The organism is Nonomuraea sp. CA-141351 (assembly GCF_050944675.1).
Classification (GTDB): Bacteria; Actinomycetota; Actinomycetes; order Streptosporangiales; family Streptosporangiaceae; genus Nonomuraea.
Map to the genome: position 1 here is coordinate 10,443,770 of NZ_CP191982.1, position 17,259 is coordinate 10,461,028.

Consider the following 17,259-nt stretch of genomic DNA (forward strand, 5'->3'; position numbering starts at 1 on the left):
TCGCCGCAGCGGCCGGCCATCCCGCTTCGATCGCGACGTGAAGACACGGCCTAACCGGCCGCTCTGGGCTCGCCGCTCCTCGATCGCACGGCGTCCTTCTTGGCCCTGTTCCCGCAGGTGTCCATCGAGCACCAGCGCCGGCTGCCCGGCCGCGAGCTGTCCAGGAACATCGCCCCGCAGTCGCGCCCCGCGCAGTCACGTACGCGAGCGACCGCCGGGGAGCCCACCAGTTCCAGCGCATCCCGGGCGACCAGTGCCAGCGTGGCGGCAACCGGGTCGGGGGCCTGCCAGCGCACCTCCCCCGAGGGCAGCAGCACCGGGTACGGGGCCGGGCGGGCGGCCTCCTCGTTGACCCGCTCCCGGGCCCGCGAGGGTGGAGGCTCCTGGCGGCGCGCGGCCATCACCAGCGCGTGGACGGCCTCACGGAACTCTTGTGCGGCCGCCACAGCCGCGGCCCGGGAAGCAGGCGAGCCGTCATCGGCCTCGGGCGAGGCGACGGGCCATGGATCGCAGGGGCCGCACTGCCGCACCCAGGCCTCCAGTGCCCCCGCGTCAGGCAACTCCTCCTCCGCGGCGGCCGTGCCGCGCCGGCGGAGGGTGCGGACGAAGTCGAGGCACAGCCGCCCAGAGCCCTGCCTGAATGCCACCATGCCCCCACGATATCCGGGAACCGGTTTAACTGGTACCGTCCGAGGAACCAGTTAAACCGGTTCCCCGAGGTGTCCATGAGAGACCGCACACTGATCCTGGCCCTGGCCTGCGGCATCGCCGTCGGCAACGTGTACTTCCCACAGGCGCTCCCCCTTCTCGTCGCGCAGGACCTGGGCATCCGCCCCGACGCGGCAGCCCTGGTGGCGACGGTCGTCCAACTGGGCTACGCCGCAGGCATCTTCCTCCTGGTGCCGCTGGGCGACCGGGTGCCGCACCGGCCGCTGCTGGTGACGTTGCTGCTGGTCACCGCGGGAGGACTGCTCACCGCCGGCCTCGCCCCCAGCCCGGCGGTGCTGGTCGCGGCGAGCGCCGCCGTCGGGCTGACCACGGTGGTGCCGCAGGTCATCCTGCCGATGGCCGCCGGGCTGGCGACTCCCGAGCGGCGCGGCGCGGTGACCGGCACGCTGCTCGGCGGGCTGCTCGCCGGCATCCTGCTCGCCCGCGCCTTCGGCGGCGCCCTCGGGCAGTGGCTGGGCTGGCGGGCCCCCTACCTGGTGGCGGCGGGCCTGGTGCTCGCCCTGGCCGCGGTCATGGCCAGAGTGGTCCCGGTGACGCGGCCCGCGACGCGGCAGGCGTACCCGTCGTTGCTGCTGGAGTCGCTGCGACTGCTGCGCGCCCAGCCTGCGCTGCGCCGGTCGGCGGTGTACCAGGCGGCGCTGTTCGGCGCGTTCACGGCGGCGTGGACGAGCCTGGCGCTGCTGGTCACCGGCCCGTCGTACGGGTTCGGGGCCACGGCCGTCGGCCTGATCGCGCTTGTGGGAGCGGGCAGCGCGCTGGCCGCCCCGGCGGCCGGGCGGTGGGTGGACCGCTCGGGCCCCGACCTGGTCAATCTGGTCTGCATCGGAGCGACCGTGGCCGCGGCCGCCGTCCTGCTCGTCGGCGGCACGGGCGGGCCGATCGGAGTGGCTGGGCTGGTGGCGGGCATGCTGCTGCTGGACACCGCCGTGCAGTCGGGTCAGGTGGCCAACCAGGCGCGGATCTTCGCCATCGACGCCGCCGCCCGCAGCAGGCTCAACACGGCGTACATGACCTGCTCGTTCCTCGGCGGCACGACCGGATCGTGGCTGGGCGTGCGGGCGTACACCTACCTGGGGTGGCGTGGGGTGTGCGGGCTGGTGGCGCTCGCCGCCCTCTTCGCCCTGGCCGGGCGGGCGTTCCGGGTGAGCTGCTCGGACGCGCTGGACAGGAGCATGTCCAGGGCCGTCGAGTAGGCGCTGTCGTTCATCTGGGCCACCAGCAGCGGCGCCGTCGCGGCGATGTTCGGGTGGCTACGGGCGGGCAGCCGGGCGTACGTGGCGCGCCACACCTCCTCGTCCGCCTCGCGCGCGGCCTTCGGCAGGGCCAGGGTCGCCGCGTCCAGGATGGCGAAGGCCAGGCTCTGGTCGATGAACGCGTGATAGATCCGCACCGCGTCCGGATCGGCGAACCCGGCCCCGCGCAGGATGCCGAGGATGGTCTCGTCGCCGGCCACCTCGTTCGGCCGGCCGGTGACCCGGCTGGCGGTCAGCAGCGCGGCCTGCGGGTGCGTCAGGTACGCGTGGTGGATGCGGAGCCCCAACTCGCGCAGGTCGGCGCGCCAGTCGCCTACGGGCCGCCAGTCGGCCATCGCGGTGCCGAACAACTCGTCGGCGATCGCGAGGACCAGGTCGTCCATGCCGCGGAAATAGCGGTAGATGCTGCTGGCGTCGGCGCCCAGGGCGAGGCCGAGGCGGCGGGCGGTCAACCCGGCGGCCCCGTGCTCGCGGAGCATGCGCAGGGCGGTCTCCACGATGAGCTGGTGGGTGAGGACCTGCCCGTGCTTGGTGGGACGTCGCCGCCTGCGCGCCGCCTCCGGCACCACCCGCTTCGCCACGATGACGGCTCCTTATGCCAACGCCATTGACGTTGAACAGCCTACCGAGATTGGATTCATGACACACCCCCCAAAATGCCTTTAAAGGGGATTTATCGTCATGCGTATCCTTCTCATCGGAGCCGGCGGCGTGGGAACCGCCATCACTCGTATCGCCGCGCGCCGCCCGTTCGTCGATCACATGGTCGTCGCCGACTACGACCTCCGCCGCGCGAAGGCGGCCGTCGCCGCGCTGGGCGAGCGGGCGGGCAGGTTCACCCCCGTCAGAATTGACGCCGCCGATCAGGCCGCGGTCGTCGCGCTGCTGAAAGAGCACCGGTGCGACGTGCTCCTGAACGCCACCGACCCACGTTTCGTGCTGCCGCTGTTCGACGCGGCGCTCGCGGCCGACGCCCACTACCTCGACATGGCGATGTCGATGTCCAGGCCGCACCCGGACCGCCCGTACCAGGAGGTGGGGGTCAAGCTGGGCGACGACCAGTTCGCCCGCGACGGCGAGTGGGCGGCGAAGGGCAGGCTGGCGCTGGTCGGCATGGGCGTGGAGCCCGGACTGGCGGACGTCTTCGCCAGGTACGCCGCCGACGAGCTCTTCGACGAGATCGAGGAGATCGGCATCAGGGACGGCGCCAACCTGACCGTGGACGGCTACGAGTTCGCCCCCTCGTTCAACATCTGGACCACCATCGAGGAGTGCCTCAACCCGCCGGTCATCTACGAGAAGGACCGGGGCTGGTACACCACGGAGCCGTTCAGCGAGCCCGAGGTCTTCGACTTCCCCGACGGGATCGGCCCCGTGGAGTGCGTGAACGTCGAGCACGAGGAGGTGGTGCTCGTCCCGAGGTGGATCCCCGCCCAGCGGGTGACATTCAAGTACGGCCTGGGCGAGGACTTCATCGGCAAGCTCAAGACCCTGCGCGCGCTCGGCGTGGACAGCACCGAGCCGGTCGCCGTCAGGACCGACGACGGCACCGCCCGGGTCGCGCCACGCGACGTGGTCGCCGCCGTGCTGCCCGACCCGGCGGGCCTCGGCGACCGCATGCACGGCAAGACCTGCGCCGGCACCTGGGTGAAGGGCGTCAAGGACGGCCGACGGCGCGAGGTGTACCTCTACCACGTGGTGGACAACCAATGGTCGATGCGCGAGTACGGCTCCCAGGCCGTGGTCTGGCAGACCGCCGTGAATCCGGTCGTCGCCCTGGAACTGATGGCCAACGGGGTGTGGAAGGGCGCGGGCGTGCTGGGGCCCGAGGCGTTCGAGCCGCGCCCGTTCCTGGACCTGCTGGTGGAGTACGGCTCACCCTGGCACATGCGCGAGCAATAGGCGCTGGGATCATTGTGGGGCAACGACCGGCACGACGAAGGACTGCGCCTTGAGCATCGCCGACGACCCAGACCGCGCACCTGCCCGCTCCCACCTGTACGCCATGGGCTGGTCGGAGGAGGAGATGCGCCGCCCCGTGGTCGGCATCGCCTCCACCTGGACCGGCACCATGCCCTGCAACCTCACCCATCGCGAACTGGCCGCCCACGTCGCCGAGGGGGTGCGCGCGGCGGGCGGCACGCCGATGGAGTTCAACACGATCGCCGTATCCGACAACCTCACCATGCACACCCCCGGCATGCGCGCGTCGCTGATCAGCCGCGAGGTCATCGCCGACTCGATCGAGCTCATGGGCCGCGCACACGGCTTCGACGCCCTGGTGGCCATCGTGGGCTGCGACAAGACCGTGCCCGCCGGGATCATGGGGCTCGCCCGACTGGACGTGCCCTCCGTCGTCCTCTACAGCGGCAGCATGATGCCCGGACGTTGGCGCGGGCGCGACGTCACCATCCAGGACATGTGGGAGGCGCTCGGCGAGCGGGCCGTCGGCCGCCTCGACCAGGCGGAGCTGGACGATCTGGCCAGGCACGCCTGTCCGGGCGCCGGTACCTGCGCCGCCCAGTACACCGCCAACACCATGGGGAGCGTCGCCGACTTCCTCGGTCTGGCGCCGTTCGGCGTGGGTGACATCCCCGCGGTGGCCGAGGAGAAGAACGCCGCGGCCCGGCGGGTGGGCGAGATCGCCATGGAGGCGTTGGCCCGCGACGCCCGTCCTTCGCGCGTGCTCACCGAGGACGCCCTGCACAACGCGATCGTCTCGGTCGCGGCCATGGGCGGCTCCACCAACGCCGTCCTGCACCTGCTGGCCATCGCTCGCGAGGCCGGACTGTCCCTGCACATCGACGAGATCGGCGAGGTCTGCCGCGAGGTTCCGATCATCACCGGGCTCAAGCCGAGCGGCGGCGACCACACGGCACTGGACCTGTGGCGGGCCGGCGGCACCTCGCTGGTGGTGCGCCGCCTGCTGGAGGCCGGGCTGCTGCGCGAGAACGTCACGCTGGTGGACGGCCGCACGCTGGCCGAGGTCGCCGCGGACGCCGAGGAGACGCCGGGGCAGCGGGTGGTGGCGAGCGTGGCGGAGCCGTTCAAGCCGCGCGGCGCGCTGGCCATCCTGCGGGGCTCCCTCGCACCCGACGGTTGCGTGCTCAAGCTGGGCGGCAAGGAAGACTTCCGCCACGAGGGCCCGGCCAAGGTGTTCGACTCGGAGAACGACTGCTACGTCGCCATCGAGGAGGGGCTCATCGTGCCCGGGGACGTCATCGTCCTGCGTTACGAGGGCCCCGCGGGTGGTCCCGGCATGCGCGAGATGCTCTCCATCACGGGCCCGCTCGTCGGCCGCGGCCTCGGGAGCTCGGTGGCCCTGGTGACCGACGGGCGGTTCAGCGGGGTCTCACACGGGCGGGTGATCGGGCACGTGGCGCCCGAGGCGTACCATGGCGGGCCGATCGCACTGGTACGCGACGGCGACACGATCGTCATCGACAGCGCGGCGGGGACGATCGAGCTGGTGGTGCCGGAGGAGGAGCTGGAGGCGCGCCGGGCCTCGTGGAAGCGGCCTGAGAGGGAGGTCGAGCGGGGAGTGCTGACCAAGTACATGGCGACGGTCGGCTCCGCCTCGGACGGCGCGGTCACGGCCTGAGCCAGGATCGACCAGCTCACCGAGCCCGCTATGCTGCGCAGTGACGTTCGCCCTCAGAAGGAGACTTACGCGATGTACAAGGAGTTCGCTGTCGAGGCCGTGATGTGGCTCGTGCCGGTCGTGGTGCTGATCGGGGTGGCGCTCCTCGTCACCGCGTGAGCCAGGGGCCCAGCCGGGGGTCGGCCCGGCCCCTGGCGGTCACTCAGCGGTAGTACCTGTACGACACGTAGGTGTTGGCGTACCGGTTGAAGTTGGAGTAACCGTCCAGCCAGTTGTTCCACATCTGCGCCAGCGTCGCGGTGCGCACGGTGCAGGCGGCCCACTTGATCTTGCGGGGTCTGATGGTGCCCACGTAGTCGTAGCAAGACCCGGCCTTCCGGCCGTTGACAGTGAGGCGCGCGTTGAGCTTCACGTTGTAGAGGGTCTTGTACGACTTGTTCCTGACCCGGACCTTGATCAGGCAGGTGTCCTTGCACCGGCCGAAGTAGACCTTGGTGCTGATGAGCTGAGCGCTGGCCGTCGTCTCCGATGTTCCAGCGGTCGCCGACGCGCTGGCTGGCGCCGCCATGAGCGTGGTCGCGGTCGCCGCCACTAAGGCCGTGCCGGCAAGACGCTTGATCATTTTGCCCCCTGTAGCAGAGAACTGTCGCTCCCCCCTGTCGGCAGCGACTCGTACCTGTTCGACTACTATCAGGAAAGCGCTAACACCAACGTTTCGCCAAGAAGATCCGATACGAAACGGTTATCCGCTTATATCGGGCTTATCCGGCGAGGCCGGCGCTCCGTCACAGCGGCGCGTCCCCGGTGTCGTTGAGTTCGGCGATGGCCAGCTCGGCCGTGCTGCGGATGTCGAAGAACTTGTCAAGCGCGGTGATCGCGAACAGGTGCTTGCACCTGCCGTTCAGCCCCGACAGCAGCAGCCTCCCGCCTGAGGCGGTGACCGCCTTGTGCAGGTAGACCAGCACGGACAGGCCGGAGGAGTCGCAGACGCTGACGGCCTGCATGTCGATGACGAGCATCGGTGGCTGGGTGAGATCGAGGGCCTTGGTGACGCGGTCACGCACCTCCGCCGCGGACCCGAAGTCGAAGTCCCCCGTCAGCCGCGCGATGACGCAGGGTCCCTGGAGTCCGAGGCTTATCGACAAGGCCTGCTCCGAAGTCACCCAGCTCCACCTACCTGCGTTGCTTGCCCGTTCCGCTGCGCCTTTCGACCACTTTACGAGAAGTAGCGCTTCGGGTTGAACACCAGCATCTGCTCAATCTGGTCATCGGTCACACCCGAGTCCAGCAGTGCGGCCAAGACGTCGTCGTGAATGTGATCGTAGCGCCAGTTAGGTGCGAGCGTTGAGCGGGCCTCGTCCCAGGCGCCGCCGAAGTAGTCCATGAAGCAGGCGACGTCGTGGCTGAGGACCATGCGGTCGGCGTATCCGCGCTGGCAGAGCGCCGCGACCGTGGCCACGCGCTGTACGGTCGGGTTGTAGACGTCCAAGCCGAACCGGTCCATCCCCAGCGTCGCGCCGGTGTCGGCCATGCGCATGAGGTAGTCGAGGTCGTTGCTGTCGCCCGCGTGCCCGACGATCACCTTCGTCAGGTCGACGCCCTCCTTGGCGAACAGGTCGAGCGCGAGCAGGCCGCTCTGCGTGAAGGCGTTCGTGTGTACGGTGATCGGTGCTCCGGTGCGCACGTGCGCCTGCGCGACGGCCCGGCAGATGCGCTCGACGCCGGGCGTCAGGCCCTTCTGCTCGACCACGCACTTCAGGAACGCGGCCTTCACGCCGGTGTCGGCGATGCCCTCGGTGAGATCGCGTACGAAGTCGTCGATCATCGGGTCCGGCATGTCGAGGAACAGGCCGGGGCCGCGGTGCTCGTACTGGTGGGGCAGCTCCTCAAAGGCGTAGATGCCGGTGGCGACGATGATGTTCAGGCCGGGCACCTGCCCGGCGATGCGCTGGATGCGCGGGATGTACCGGCCAAGGCCCCACACCGTCGGGTCGACGATCGTCCGCACGCCCTTCGCGACCACCGCGTTGAGCTTGGCGACCGCGTCCGCCACGCGGTACTCCTCGTCCCACCAAGCACCTCTGCCGTAGTTGTCCAGGTGCTCGGTGGAGAGGACGAACACGTGCTCGTGCATGAGCGTCTGCCCGAGCCGGTCAACGTCTACGGGTCCGCGGACTGTTTCGACGGTGGGCATGCGCGCCTCCATACCGGCTGGGCTGTCGGCGCTCAACCTAGGCTCGTCCACGACCCCCGTCAACCACCTGCCCCGGCCCGGGCGAGCCGCCGGAACAGCGGCTCCGGCCCGGGCAGCCGCTCACCGTCCACCGCCGCGGCCACACGCGCCGCCGCGGTCGGCAGGAAGGGCTCGAGCTGTACGGCCAGCTCACGGCACGCGTGCACCAGCGTCCCGAGCGAGATCTCCTGCTGGGCCCGCGTCTGCCGCCACGGCTGGGTGCGTTCGACGTACTTGTTGGCCTCCTCGACGATCGCCCATACGGCCACCGCCGCCCGCCGGAAGTCGAACGCCTCCAGCGCCTCGTCCACCGGCACCTCGACGAGCGCCTCCCCGGCAGGGGGCACGTGGCCGTCCAGGAAGCGGTGGACCATGGTGACGACCCGGTTGACCAGGTTCCCCAGTCCGTTGGCCAGGTCCTCGTCGGCCCTGGCGATCAGCCGTTCCTCGGTGAAGTCGGCGTCGCCAACCCGCGGCACCTCGCGCAGCAGCCACCACCGCACGGCATCGACCCCGTACGCGTCGACGAGCGCCAGGGGATCGGCCGCGTCGCCCGCCGACTTGCTGATCTTCCGGCCCTCCACCGTGAGGTAGTCGTGCACGAAGATCCCCGTGGGCAGCGGCTCGCCCGCGGACAGGAGCATCGCGGGCCAGTACACCGCGTGGAACCGGATCACCCCTTTGCCCATCAGGTGCACCTTGCGCGGCTCGGTGACCCACCAGTGGTCGTAGTCATCGCCTTCGAGCGCGGTGATGTAGTTCGCCAGCGCGTCCCACCACACGTAGACCACCTGGCTCGGGTCACCGGGCACCGGGATGCCCCACCCGCGGGCCCGGGCGGCGGAGCGCGAGATGCTGATGTCGTCCAGCCCCGCCTCGATGAACGCCAGCACCTCGTTCCGCCGCGCGACGGGCTCGATCCTGAGCCGTCCTGAGCGGATGAGCTCGCTCAGGACGTCCTGGTATCGGGAGAGGCGGAAGAACCAGTTCTCCTCGGACACGTGCTGCAACGGCGCCTCATGTCCGTCGGGACAGGGACCTTCCGGGTAGAACTGCTCGCAGCCCACGCAGTAGAGCCCCTCGTAATGCCGCTGGTAGAGGTCGTGCCTCGTGGCCTCCCAGATCCGCTCGACCCCGGCGCGGTGCCCGGCGTGGGCGCTCGTCCGGATGAACGAGTCGAACGACAGGTCCAGCGGTCCCCGCAGACCCTCGAACGCGGCCGCGTTCCGGTCCACCAGCTCGCGCACCGGCACGCCCTCGGCCTCGGCGGCCAGCACGTTCTTCAGCGAGTTGTCGTCGGTGCCCGTCTGGAACCGCACCGGCTCGCCCCGCCGCCGATGATGCCTGGCCAGCACATCGGCCTGCACCAGCTCCAAGGCGTGCCCGAGGTGGGGGCGGGCGTTGACGTAGGGGATGGTCGTCGTGATGTACATCGGTTGCCTCCAAAGGGCCCCGAACACGACGAGAGGCCCCGGGTCGCAGGGCCTCAACAAGACGTCGCCGGTGAAACCCCCTAGGGGGCCATCATCACCAGGCACGTCGTCATGCCGCTCATGCTAGCTGCCTTCGGGCGGCCCAAGCCACCGGATTGCCCGCGGCGCGACGCGACGAGCGGCCGTGGGAGCGCGTCAGCCTTCGCCCGTGCGGCCGGTGCGGTGGCGTACCAGCCACACGGCCAGGCCGGCCGCGAAGACCGCCAGCCCGGCGAGCACCGACGTCAAGGGGAGGGTCGCCGCCAGAAGCGCGCACAGCGCCAGCCCGAGCGCGGGGACCGGCCTCGGCGGCGCGCCCTCGTCGGGGCGGAGCGTGAGCGCGCACGCGTTGGCGATGCCGTAGTAGACCAGCACGCCGAACGACGAGAACCCGATCGCCTCCCTCAGGTCGGCGACCAGCAGCAGCACGATCACCGCGCCCCCGACCGCCAGCTCGGCCCGCCGCGGCACATGACGCACCGGGTCCACGGCGGCCAGCACGCCCGGCAGGTCATGCTCGCGCGCCATGGCCAGGACGGTGCGCGAGACGCCGAGCAGCAGCGCAAGCAGCGCGCCCAGCGCCGCCGCCGCGGCGCCGACCCCCACCACCGGCACCAGCCACGCGGCCCCTGCCTCCCTGACGACCTCGGCCAGCGGCGCCGGGGACCTGGCCAGCAGCCACGGCCCGAGCGCGCGCAGCGCGGCCATCGCGACCAGCGTGTAGACGACGAACGTGACGCCCAGCGCGATGCCGACCGCCCGGGGGATCGTGCGGGCCGGGTCGCGCACCTCCTCGCCGAGGGTGGCGATCCTGGCATAACCGGCGAACGCGAAGAACAGCAGCCCGGCCGCCTGCAACACGCCCCACACGTCGACGCCCTCCTGACCGGGTGGGGGCGGCGCGGAGCCGTACCAGACATCGAGGGACCGAGACTCGGCGAGCGGCGTATAGGCGAACCAGCCGAAGGTGACCGTGTCGTCGCCGAACAGGCCGGCGACCACCACCGCGGCGAGCACGGCCAGCACGAACACCACGATCACCCTGGCGACCCCGGCCGAGCGCCGCACGCCGTAGACGCTGAGTAAGGTCAGCGCGGCGACCGCGCCGACGGCCAGGGGCCGCGCCAGGTCAGGGGCGATGTACGCGCCGAACGTGAGGGCCATCGCCGCACACGAGGCGGTCTTGCCGATCGTGAAACCCCAGCCCGCAAGGTAGCCCCACAGCGGGCCGAGCCGCCGCCTGCCGTAGACGTAAGTGCCGCCGGACTCCGGGTAGAGAGCGGCCAGCCGGGCCGAGGAGGTGGCGTTGCAGTAGGCCACGACGGCGGCGAGCGCGAGCGCGAGGAGCAGCCATCTGCCCGCGGCGTCCGCGGCGGGCGCGAGGGCGGCGAACACGCCCGCGCCGATCATCGCGCTCAGGCCCACGACGACCGCGTCGGTGGTGCCCAGCCGTCGCGAGAGCTCCTCGGGCACGTCTCCGCCTCCTCCTCCGTCTCAGGAGGCTCCTACTCTGCCGCACCCCACCGACAATCCACCCCAACGGCCGGGTGAACGTTTGTCGCGGTAGCCCTCGTCACGTGCTGATCTCAGGGGCGGGCACCACCATCACCGGCCGGCGCGCGTGGTGCAGCACCCGGTCGGAGGTGCTGCCGAGCAGCAGCGAGCGCACCCCGCCCAGACCCCGGGTCCCGGTCACGATGAGCTTGGCGTCGATCTCGTTCGCCACGTCGACGATGGTCGACCAGACGGCCAGGGAGTCCACGTCGCACCGCGGGATGGCGTCCAGCCCGGCGTCGCGTGCCAGGTTCGCGCCGCGCTGGGCGAGCTCCACCATCGCCTCCTCGATCGCCTTGTCCTCCTGGCCCAGTTGGTCGACCGTCATCATGAGCCCGACGGAGGCCCTGGCGGTGGTCATCGCCATCCGCTCCCACACCGTCAGCACGACCGCGGACTCGCCCCGCATGATCTCCCCGGCGAAGGCGATCGCCGCCTTGGCGTCGTCCGAACCGTCGTACGCGATCAAGATGGTCATTCCACCCACTCCTTTGCGAGGTCAGGGCCTACCTCTTTCCCGAACAGCCCGTTTCACGCCTGTGTCAGGGGTATGCCGCCATTCATGACCGTGACGCGATTCCAGGACCTGCCCCTCGCCGAACGCGACCGCGAGTGGGACGGCGACGAGGCGGAGAAGCGGGTACGCAAGTGGGCCGGCGCCGAAGACGGGCCGAACGCGAAATACCGCCAAGCCTTCGTCTGGTACGACGCGGACGACGCCGACGAGTTCGGCGCGTACAAGCTGCCGATCGCCGACGTCGTGGACGGGGAGCTGAAGGCGGTGCCCCGGGCCGTGTTCGCCGCGGCCGCGGTGGTGCAGGGCGCCCGCGGCGGGATCGATCTGCCGAAGAAGGACATCGAACCTGTCAAGGACCACCTGGCGCGCTACTACGCCAAGATGGGCGAAGAGCCGCCCTGGGAGCGCTGAGCCAACGGCGTCAGCATCGACAGCCCGGCCAGCGCCAGCACGCCCAGTTCGGTGACGACCACCACCCGCTGGGTCAGCCCTGCCGGGATGTCGTCGTTGGTCAGCGGGATGCCGAACATCCGCACCACGTACGGGACCACGACCAGCAGCAGCGCACCGAGGGCCACCGCGCTGAGGATCCGCACCGCCCTGGCGTACCGGATCTTCGCCTTGGCCAGCAGCATCCCCGCCGCGGGCATCACCAGGAACGCGGCGAACGCGGCGTAGCGGTGGATGCCTCCGGACAACGACAGCGGCACGCCCGGCCGGTCGGTGGGGAAGGCGCCGATCAGGAACATGCTCGCCCCCCACGCCAGCAGCAGCGCGACGACCCAGCGGCTCATCCCGGCCCGGCGCAGCGCCTCGGCGATCAACGCGGAGCCCACCGCGAACAACGTCAGCGAGGTGGGCAGCAACCAGCCGGTCGCCTGGAAGGCGTACTCGCTGATCACGCTGTGCAACGGGTCGAGATTCGATTCGGCGTGCAAAGTGAGCATGGCGCCGCTCCCGGTGCCGATGGCCGCGAATCCGCTGACAAGCAATCCCTTCATGCCCTCAAAACTCGGGGAATGCGCGCTCGCGGAGTATCGGAGATGGACCCGAAACGGCCCTGATCGATCCCCTAATACCTTGGTCGGAACAGCCCCTGGGATGCCCCCGGCAACCTGCGCGAACGCACCCCTGGGTAGGGACTCCCCCCTCAGGGTGCGTACGGGGTGCACGACCCCGATTTGACTTAGAGCGCACTCGAAGGGCGAACCTGAATGTATGACGATCCAGGAGGCCGCCCAGCGGTCGGGACTGAGCGCCCACACGCTGCGCTACTACGAGCGCATCGGGCTCATCCAATCCGTGGGCCGCGACCACAGCGGGCACCGCGACTACGCGGAGCCGGACCTGCAGTGGCTCGAGTTCCTCACCAAGCTGCGGACCACCGGCATGTCGATCGCCGACATGTGCCGGTACGCGGAGCTGCGGCGCAGGGGCGAGCACACCGCCGAGGAGCGCCGGGAGCTGCTTGAGCTGCACCGTGAGCGCGTCAGGTCGAGGATCGCCGAGCTGACCCAGGACCTGAAGGTGCTGGACGACAAGATCGACCGTTACAAGGAACTGGCATGAACAAGCGCACACTCGGAAACGGCGGCCCCCAGGTCTCGGCGCTGGGCCTCGGCTGCATGGGCATGTCCGACTTCTACGGCCCGGGCGACGAGAAGGAGTCGATCGCCGTCATCCATCGTGCTCTCGACCTGGGCATCAATTTTCTGGACACGGCCGACACGTACGGACTCGGCGCCAACGAGGAGCTCGTCGGCCGGGCCATCAAGGACCGGCGGGACGAGGTCGTGCTGGCCACCAAGTTCGGCGTCAAGCGCGGCGGCGGCGCGCGCTCGATCGAGAACAGCCCCGAGTACATCAAGGCGGCCTGCGACGCCTCGCTCCAGCGCCTCGGCGTGGACCACATCGACCTCTACTACATGCACCGGCGCAACAGGGACGTGCCCGTCGAGGAGTCGGTCGGCGCGATGGCGGAGCTGGTCGAGCAGGGCAAGGTACGCCACCTCGGGCTGTCGGAGGTGAGCGCGGACACGCTGCGCCAGGCGTCCGCCGTGCACCCGATCGCGGCGCTGCAGAGCGAGTACTCGCTGTTCACCAGGGGGCTGGAGGCGGAGATCCTGCCAGCGGCCAGGGAACTGGGCGTGGCGCTGGTGGCGTACTCGCCGATCAGCCGCGGCCTCCTGTCCGGCGCGCTGCCGCCGGTCGATGAGCTGCCCGAGGACGACGTCCGCCGGTGGATGCCGCGCATCGCGGGCGAGGGCGGCGAGCGCAACGCGGCGCTGGTGACGGAGGTACGGAAGATCGCCGACGCGGCCGGGATCACCCCCGCGCAGCTCGCCCTGGCCTGGGTGCTGGCCCAGGGGGACGACGTCGTGCCGATCCCGGGGACGAAGCGGCTGAAGTACCTGGAGGAGAACGCCGCGGCGGCCGACATCACGCTGACGGCCGACCAGCTCGACGCCCTGACCCGCGCCATCCCCACCGACGCCGTCACCGGCACCCGCTACCCGGACATGTCGGAAATCGAGGCGTAATCCCCCGGCCGCCCACAAACCGCTCGTCCCCGGCCACCGGGCGGGGACGCACCCCGGGGCGACGATCCCACGTCCCGCGGTCAGTTCCGGGGTGCGATGCGGTAGGCCCGGATGACGGTCTGCTCGACGGTGTTGCCCGCGGTGTCGGCGGCCTTGGCGCGCAGAGAGACGAACCCCTCCGCAGACGGGTGATTCACCGTGACCTGGCCATTGCGGATCTGGGCCGGGCTCCAGGTGGCGCCGTCGTCGTAGGAGACCTTCACGGTGAGGTCTCGCACCTTGTCGGCGGTCGAGCCCTGCTGTCGTTCCACGCGGACCGGTATGCGATAGGTTTCGCCGCTGGGTGCGGTGTTACGGGCATCCAGCGCGGGGGAGAAGCGGACGACGGAGACCGGCAGCGGTTTGTCGTCCTCGCCGGTGTGCTCGGAGCGGAACGTCCAGGCTGTCGAGTTGCGGGTCGTCAGGGTGGCGGGCGCGCCCCGCTCGGCCTCCACGACCAGCCGGTAGCTCGCCGCGCCTGGTGGGACGAGGAACGCCGTTCCTCCCAGTTCGGCGTCTTCGTCGACCAAGACGCCGTCGCGGTAGAGCGCGACGCGCGCCCGGGTGGTGGCCGACCGGCCGGCGTGACCGGCGCCGTCGCCGTACATGGGCACGTTCATCTGGATGAAGTCGCCGGAACGGGTCAGCCCGCTGAAGTCCTCGCCTCCCGCCAGGACGGGAGAGAAGACGCCCAGGTTCCACGATTCCCGGTAGGCGAGACCGGGCGTGTAGCCGGCGAGGCCTGACTCGAAGGCGGTCCCACCGCTCTCGGGGCCGTCCTCCCAGAAGTAGCGGCGCCACTTCGCCCCGCCGTCGGCGTTGACGTACTCGGTGCGCACGGATGGCGTGGTGAACGTCGTCTCGATCAGGAGGTCGGAGCTCGGGCCGCCGGGCGGCTGGGCGGTGGCGGCGGCACGGCCCCGGCCGCCGGTCACGTGGGCGGCATAGGTGGTGTGGATGGCAGCCAGGTCACGGCCGGCCACCTTACGGTGGAACCCGGTGACCATGCCGCCCTCGTGAAACCAGGCGAGCTGGTAGACACGAGAGCCATCGGGCGAGGCCCACGTCCCGGCGATTTGGGTCAGTGACTTGTCGTAGGTCCGGTCGGGGCCGAGCTGTGCGGTCGCAAGGTTCTCGAACCGGTCCGAGACGACGGGATAGGAGAGCTTGCCGTCGCTGAAGGTGACCTGCGCGCCGATGGGCGCGGCCGATGGGTCGGGAACGGTGATCGAGATCGGTTTGCCCAGGCGGGCGTCCAGGTCGAGGGTCTGGTTCTGGGTCAGGTCGAGGCCGGGGTGGATCAGCTGGGTGGTGTGGTCTCCGTCGAGCAGGGTGCTCCTGATCATCCAGCCGCCCTTGGGCAGGCGGAGTGTGACGGCGCCGTCGCCGGTCTTCTGCACGGTGATCTCCTTGATGAGGGTGGAGGAGTCGGTCCGGTGCAGCGTGGTGAGGTAGTCGGCGGTCGGGCTGCCGTCGCGGCCGGTGTGTTCGAGGGTCAGCGCGTAGGTCTCCCTCTCGTTCTCCACCGCCAGTGGCGTGCTCACGTGGATGGCGCCGCCGACGGCGACGAGGTAGCCGCCGAGGTATCCCACCGGGGCCGCCGCGGTGTCGGCGGTGACCGAGACGTCGGCTTGCCCGCCCGCGGGCACCGTCACGGTCGTGGGATTCACGGTGAACGGCTTCGCGTCGCCCTGGCTGTCCACGGACAGCTTGAGCGTCACCGGTGTGGCTCCGTGGTTGCGGTAGGTGATCTGCCGGGTGAGGGGCTTGTCGTCGTCGTGCGGCCACTGCTGCACGCCGAAGCCGACGCCGCCGGGCTCGGCGGTCACCGCCTGGGCCGTGGCTCGTCCCACGTCGACCCGGCCCGCGCCCTGGTCGAAGACGCCCGCTGCCGGGTTGGGCGATGCCGACCCCATCAGCGCCGCCTTGAGCGTGGCCGGGTTCCAGTCCGGGTGCTGCCCGGCCAGGATCGCGGCGGCCCCGGCGACGTGCGGGGTGGACATGGAGGTGCCGGACATGGCGACGTAGGAGCCTTCGCCGAACGGCGCGTCCTTGGCGCGGGCGGCGACGATGTCCACCCCGGGCGCGGTGATCTCGGGCTTGAGCGCCGAGTCGGCGGCGCGCGGCCCTCTGCTGGAGAAATCGGCGAGTTCGTCGGACTTGGTGACGGCGCCCACGGCCAGGGCCGCGTCGGCGCTGGCCGGCGACTCCACCGAGCGCTCGTTGCCGCTGTTGCCCGCGGCGGCCACGACGAGCATGCCGTAGCGCTGGGTGAGCGTCGCCACCGCCGACTCCAGCGGATCGATCTCGGGGGTGTCGTCGCTGCCCAGGCTCAGGTTGACCACCTTCGCGCCCTGCTCGCCCGCCCATTGCATGCCCGCCAGGATCGCCGACTCCTCGCAGAGGTTCACGCACACCTTTCCGACCAGGAGGCTGACGCCGGGCGCGACGCCCTTGTACGTCCCCCCTGAGGCGGCGCCGCTGCCGGCGATGGTGGAGGCGATGTGGGTGCCGTGCCCGTTGCGGTCGACGGCGTCGGCGGATCCGGTGAAGTCGGCCTGCGCGCTCACGCGGCCGGCCAGGTCGGGGTGCGTGGCGTCCACACCGGTGTCGAGCACCGCCACCTTCACCCCGGCGCCGGTGTGGCCCCGTTCCCATGCGACGGGGGCGCCGATCTGTTTGACACTGGTGTCCAGAGTCGGCTTGCGCAGGCCGTCCAGCCAGATCTTGCCCACGCCGCCGGACAGGGACCGTCCGCCGCCGGCGACCTCGCTCCAGAACCGGGTACGGTCCTGCTTCGATGCCTGTACGGCCAGGCCGGACACTGCGCCCAGCTCCCGCGTCACCCGGGCGCCGCCTGCGGTCATCGCCGAGCGTAGCCCGCCGGCACGCGCCGGGCCCGAGCCGGTCACGATGAGCGGCAGGTTGCCACGGCGGTCGTCGTAGCCGAACGCGACGAGCATCGTCACGTCGAACAACCTCTGATCAAGCCGTCCCCGGCGCACCAGCCCGGCCGCGTCGCTGGGTAACACTCGAAGCCGCCCGTCCTGCTTGTCGATGACGAAGGAGATCCCGGTACGGCCCGCGCCCCGCTCTACCAGGAAGCCGCCGTCCGGTCCGGTCAGCGTCACTCGGTCTCCGGTGATCAGGGTGACCGTGACGGGGGTGGCGGGCGGCGCGGGCCTGTCTTCGGCCATTGCCGCCCCCGGCGCGGTGAGCGCCAGCACCATGATCCCTGTAAGTAGGGAAAATCTGCTTCTCATATCCTCTTCCGGCCAGTGTTCTTGTGGTCCGCCTCGAACGACGGAGCACCTGTACTCC

16 protein-coding genes and 1 pseudogene are annotated in these 17,259 nt (G+C 70.7%); 7 read left to right on the forward strand and 10 right to left on the reverse strand.

The genetic code is table 11. The features are described 5' to 3' along the window. Window positions 1-50: 50 nt before the first annotated feature. Entirely contained in the window at window positions 51-650 is a 600-nt protein-coding gene (locus tag ACQPWU_RS48900; protein WP_433433162.1) for a CGNR zinc finger domain-containing protein, read from the reverse strand. 75 nt (window positions 651-725) lie between these two features. Between ACQPWU_RS48900 and ACQPWU_RS48905 the strand changes: the two are divergent. Further along, window positions 726-1,622: pseudogene (locus ACQPWU_RS48905) on the forward strand (MFS transporter); the annotation flags it as partial. 173 nt (window positions 1,623-1,795) lie between these two features. Here the strand turns inward: ACQPWU_RS48905 and ACQPWU_RS48910 are convergent. Continuing rightward, on the reverse strand, window positions 1,796-2,563 hold the full coding sequence (locus ACQPWU_RS48910) for a TetR/AcrR family transcriptional regulator (RefSeq protein WP_433433164.1): 768 nt from the start codon (window positions 2,561-2,563) through the stop codon (window positions 1,796-1,798). A gap of 100 nt (window positions 2,564-2,663) precedes the next feature. Between ACQPWU_RS48910 and ACQPWU_RS48915 the strand changes: the two genes are divergently transcribed. From ACQPWU_RS48915 to ACQPWU_RS48925, 3 genes are read left to right on the forward strand one after another with little or no spacing between them, the layout of a single operon-like run. Continuing rightward, window positions 2,664-3,884 carry a saccharopine dehydrogenase family protein gene (locus ACQPWU_RS48915; protein ID WP_433433166.1) on the forward strand — a complete coding sequence of 407 codons (1,221 nt, stop codon included), beginning with the start codon at window positions 2,664-2,666 and terminating at the stop codon, window positions 3,882-3,884. Window positions 3,885-3,933: 49 nt separating this feature from the next. Continuing rightward, a complete protein-coding gene (gene ilvD, locus ACQPWU_RS48920) occupies window positions 3,934-5,583 on the forward strand; it encodes a dihydroxy-acid dehydratase (RefSeq protein WP_433433167.1) in 1,650 nt (549 codons plus the stop codon). A 30-nt stretch (window positions 5,584-5,613) separates the two neighbouring features. Then, a complete protein-coding gene (locus ACQPWU_RS48925) occupies window positions 5,614-5,742 on the forward strand; it encodes a hypothetical protein (protein ID WP_433433169.1) in 129 nt (42 codons plus the stop codon). A gap of 43 nt (window positions 5,743-5,785) precedes the next feature. Here ACQPWU_RS48925 and ACQPWU_RS48930 read toward each other — a convergent pair whose 3' ends face one another. From ACQPWU_RS48930 to ACQPWU_RS48955, 6 genes are all read right to left on the reverse strand, one after another. Next, a complete protein-coding gene (locus ACQPWU_RS48930) occupies window positions 5,786-6,205 on the reverse strand; it encodes a hypothetical protein (protein WP_433433171.1) in 420 nt (139 codons plus the stop codon). Window positions 6,206-6,368: 163 nt separating this feature from the next. Then, the gene (locus ACQPWU_RS48935) at window positions 6,369-6,746 is read right to left on the reverse strand and encodes an STAS domain-containing protein (protein WP_360694522.1); all 378 of its coding nucleotides are present in this window, start codon (window positions 6,744-6,746) and stop codon (window positions 6,369-6,371) included. Window positions 6,747-6,799: 53 nt separating this feature from the next. Continuing rightward, the gene (locus tag ACQPWU_RS48940; protein WP_433433172.1) at window positions 6,800-7,777 is read right to left on the reverse strand and encodes a phosphotriesterase family protein; all 978 of its coding nucleotides are present in this window, start codon (window positions 7,775-7,777) and stop codon (window positions 6,800-6,802) included. 59 nt (window positions 7,778-7,836) lie between these two features. Beyond that, window positions 7,837-9,249: a methionine--tRNA ligase gene (locus tag ACQPWU_RS48945; RefSeq protein WP_433433174.1), complete on the reverse strand. Its 1,413-nt coding sequence runs from the start codon at window positions 9,247-9,249 to the stop codon at window positions 7,837-7,839. Between the two features lie 195 nt (window positions 9,250-9,444). After that, on the reverse strand, window positions 9,445-10,761 hold the full coding sequence (locus ACQPWU_RS48950; protein ID WP_433433176.1) for an APC family permease: 1,317 nt from the start codon (window positions 10,759-10,761) through the stop codon (window positions 9,445-9,447). A 100-nt stretch (window positions 10,762-10,861) separates the two neighbouring features. Further along, window positions 10,862-11,320, reverse strand: coding sequence for a universal stress protein (locus tag ACQPWU_RS48955; RefSeq protein ID WP_433433178.1), 459 nt, complete (start codon window positions 11,318-11,320; stop codon window positions 10,862-10,864). Window positions 11,321-11,404: 84 nt separating this feature from the next. Here ACQPWU_RS48955 and ACQPWU_RS48960 point away from each other — a divergent pair, with 84 nt between their 5' ends. After that, window positions 11,405-11,770, forward strand: coding sequence for a hypothetical protein (locus ACQPWU_RS48960; RefSeq protein ID WP_433433180.1), 366 nt, complete (start codon window positions 11,405-11,407; stop codon window positions 11,768-11,770). On the opposite strand, the gene ACQPWU_RS48965 is transcribed toward ACQPWU_RS48960, so the two are convergent. Further along, window positions 11,731-12,360: a DUF998 domain-containing protein gene (locus ACQPWU_RS48965; RefSeq protein WP_433433182.1), complete on the reverse strand. Its 630-nt coding sequence runs from the start codon at window positions 12,358-12,360 to the stop codon at window positions 11,731-11,733. The genes ACQPWU_RS48960 and ACQPWU_RS48965 overlap by 40 nt on opposite strands. Before the next feature lie 217 nt (window positions 12,361-12,577). Between ACQPWU_RS48965 and ACQPWU_RS48970 the strand changes: the two genes are divergently transcribed. Next, window positions 12,578-12,928, forward strand: coding sequence for a MerR family transcriptional regulator (locus ACQPWU_RS48970; RefSeq protein ID WP_433433184.1), 351 nt, complete (start codon window positions 12,578-12,580; stop codon window positions 12,926-12,928). After that, entirely contained in the window at window positions 12,925-13,899 is a 975-nt protein-coding gene (locus tag ACQPWU_RS48975) for an aldo/keto reductase (protein WP_433433186.1), read from the forward strand. Before ACQPWU_RS48970 ends, ACQPWU_RS48975 begins: the two co-directional genes overlap by 4 nt. Before the next feature lie 80 nt (window positions 13,900-13,979). On the opposite strand, the gene ACQPWU_RS48980 is transcribed toward ACQPWU_RS48975, so the two are convergent. Beyond that, the gene (locus ACQPWU_RS48980) at window positions 13,980-17,168 is read right to left on the reverse strand and encodes a S8 family serine peptidase (protein WP_433433188.1); all 3,189 of its coding nucleotides are present in this window, start codon (window positions 17,166-17,168) and stop codon (window positions 13,980-13,982) included. Window positions 17,169-17,259: the final 91 nt, after the last annotated feature.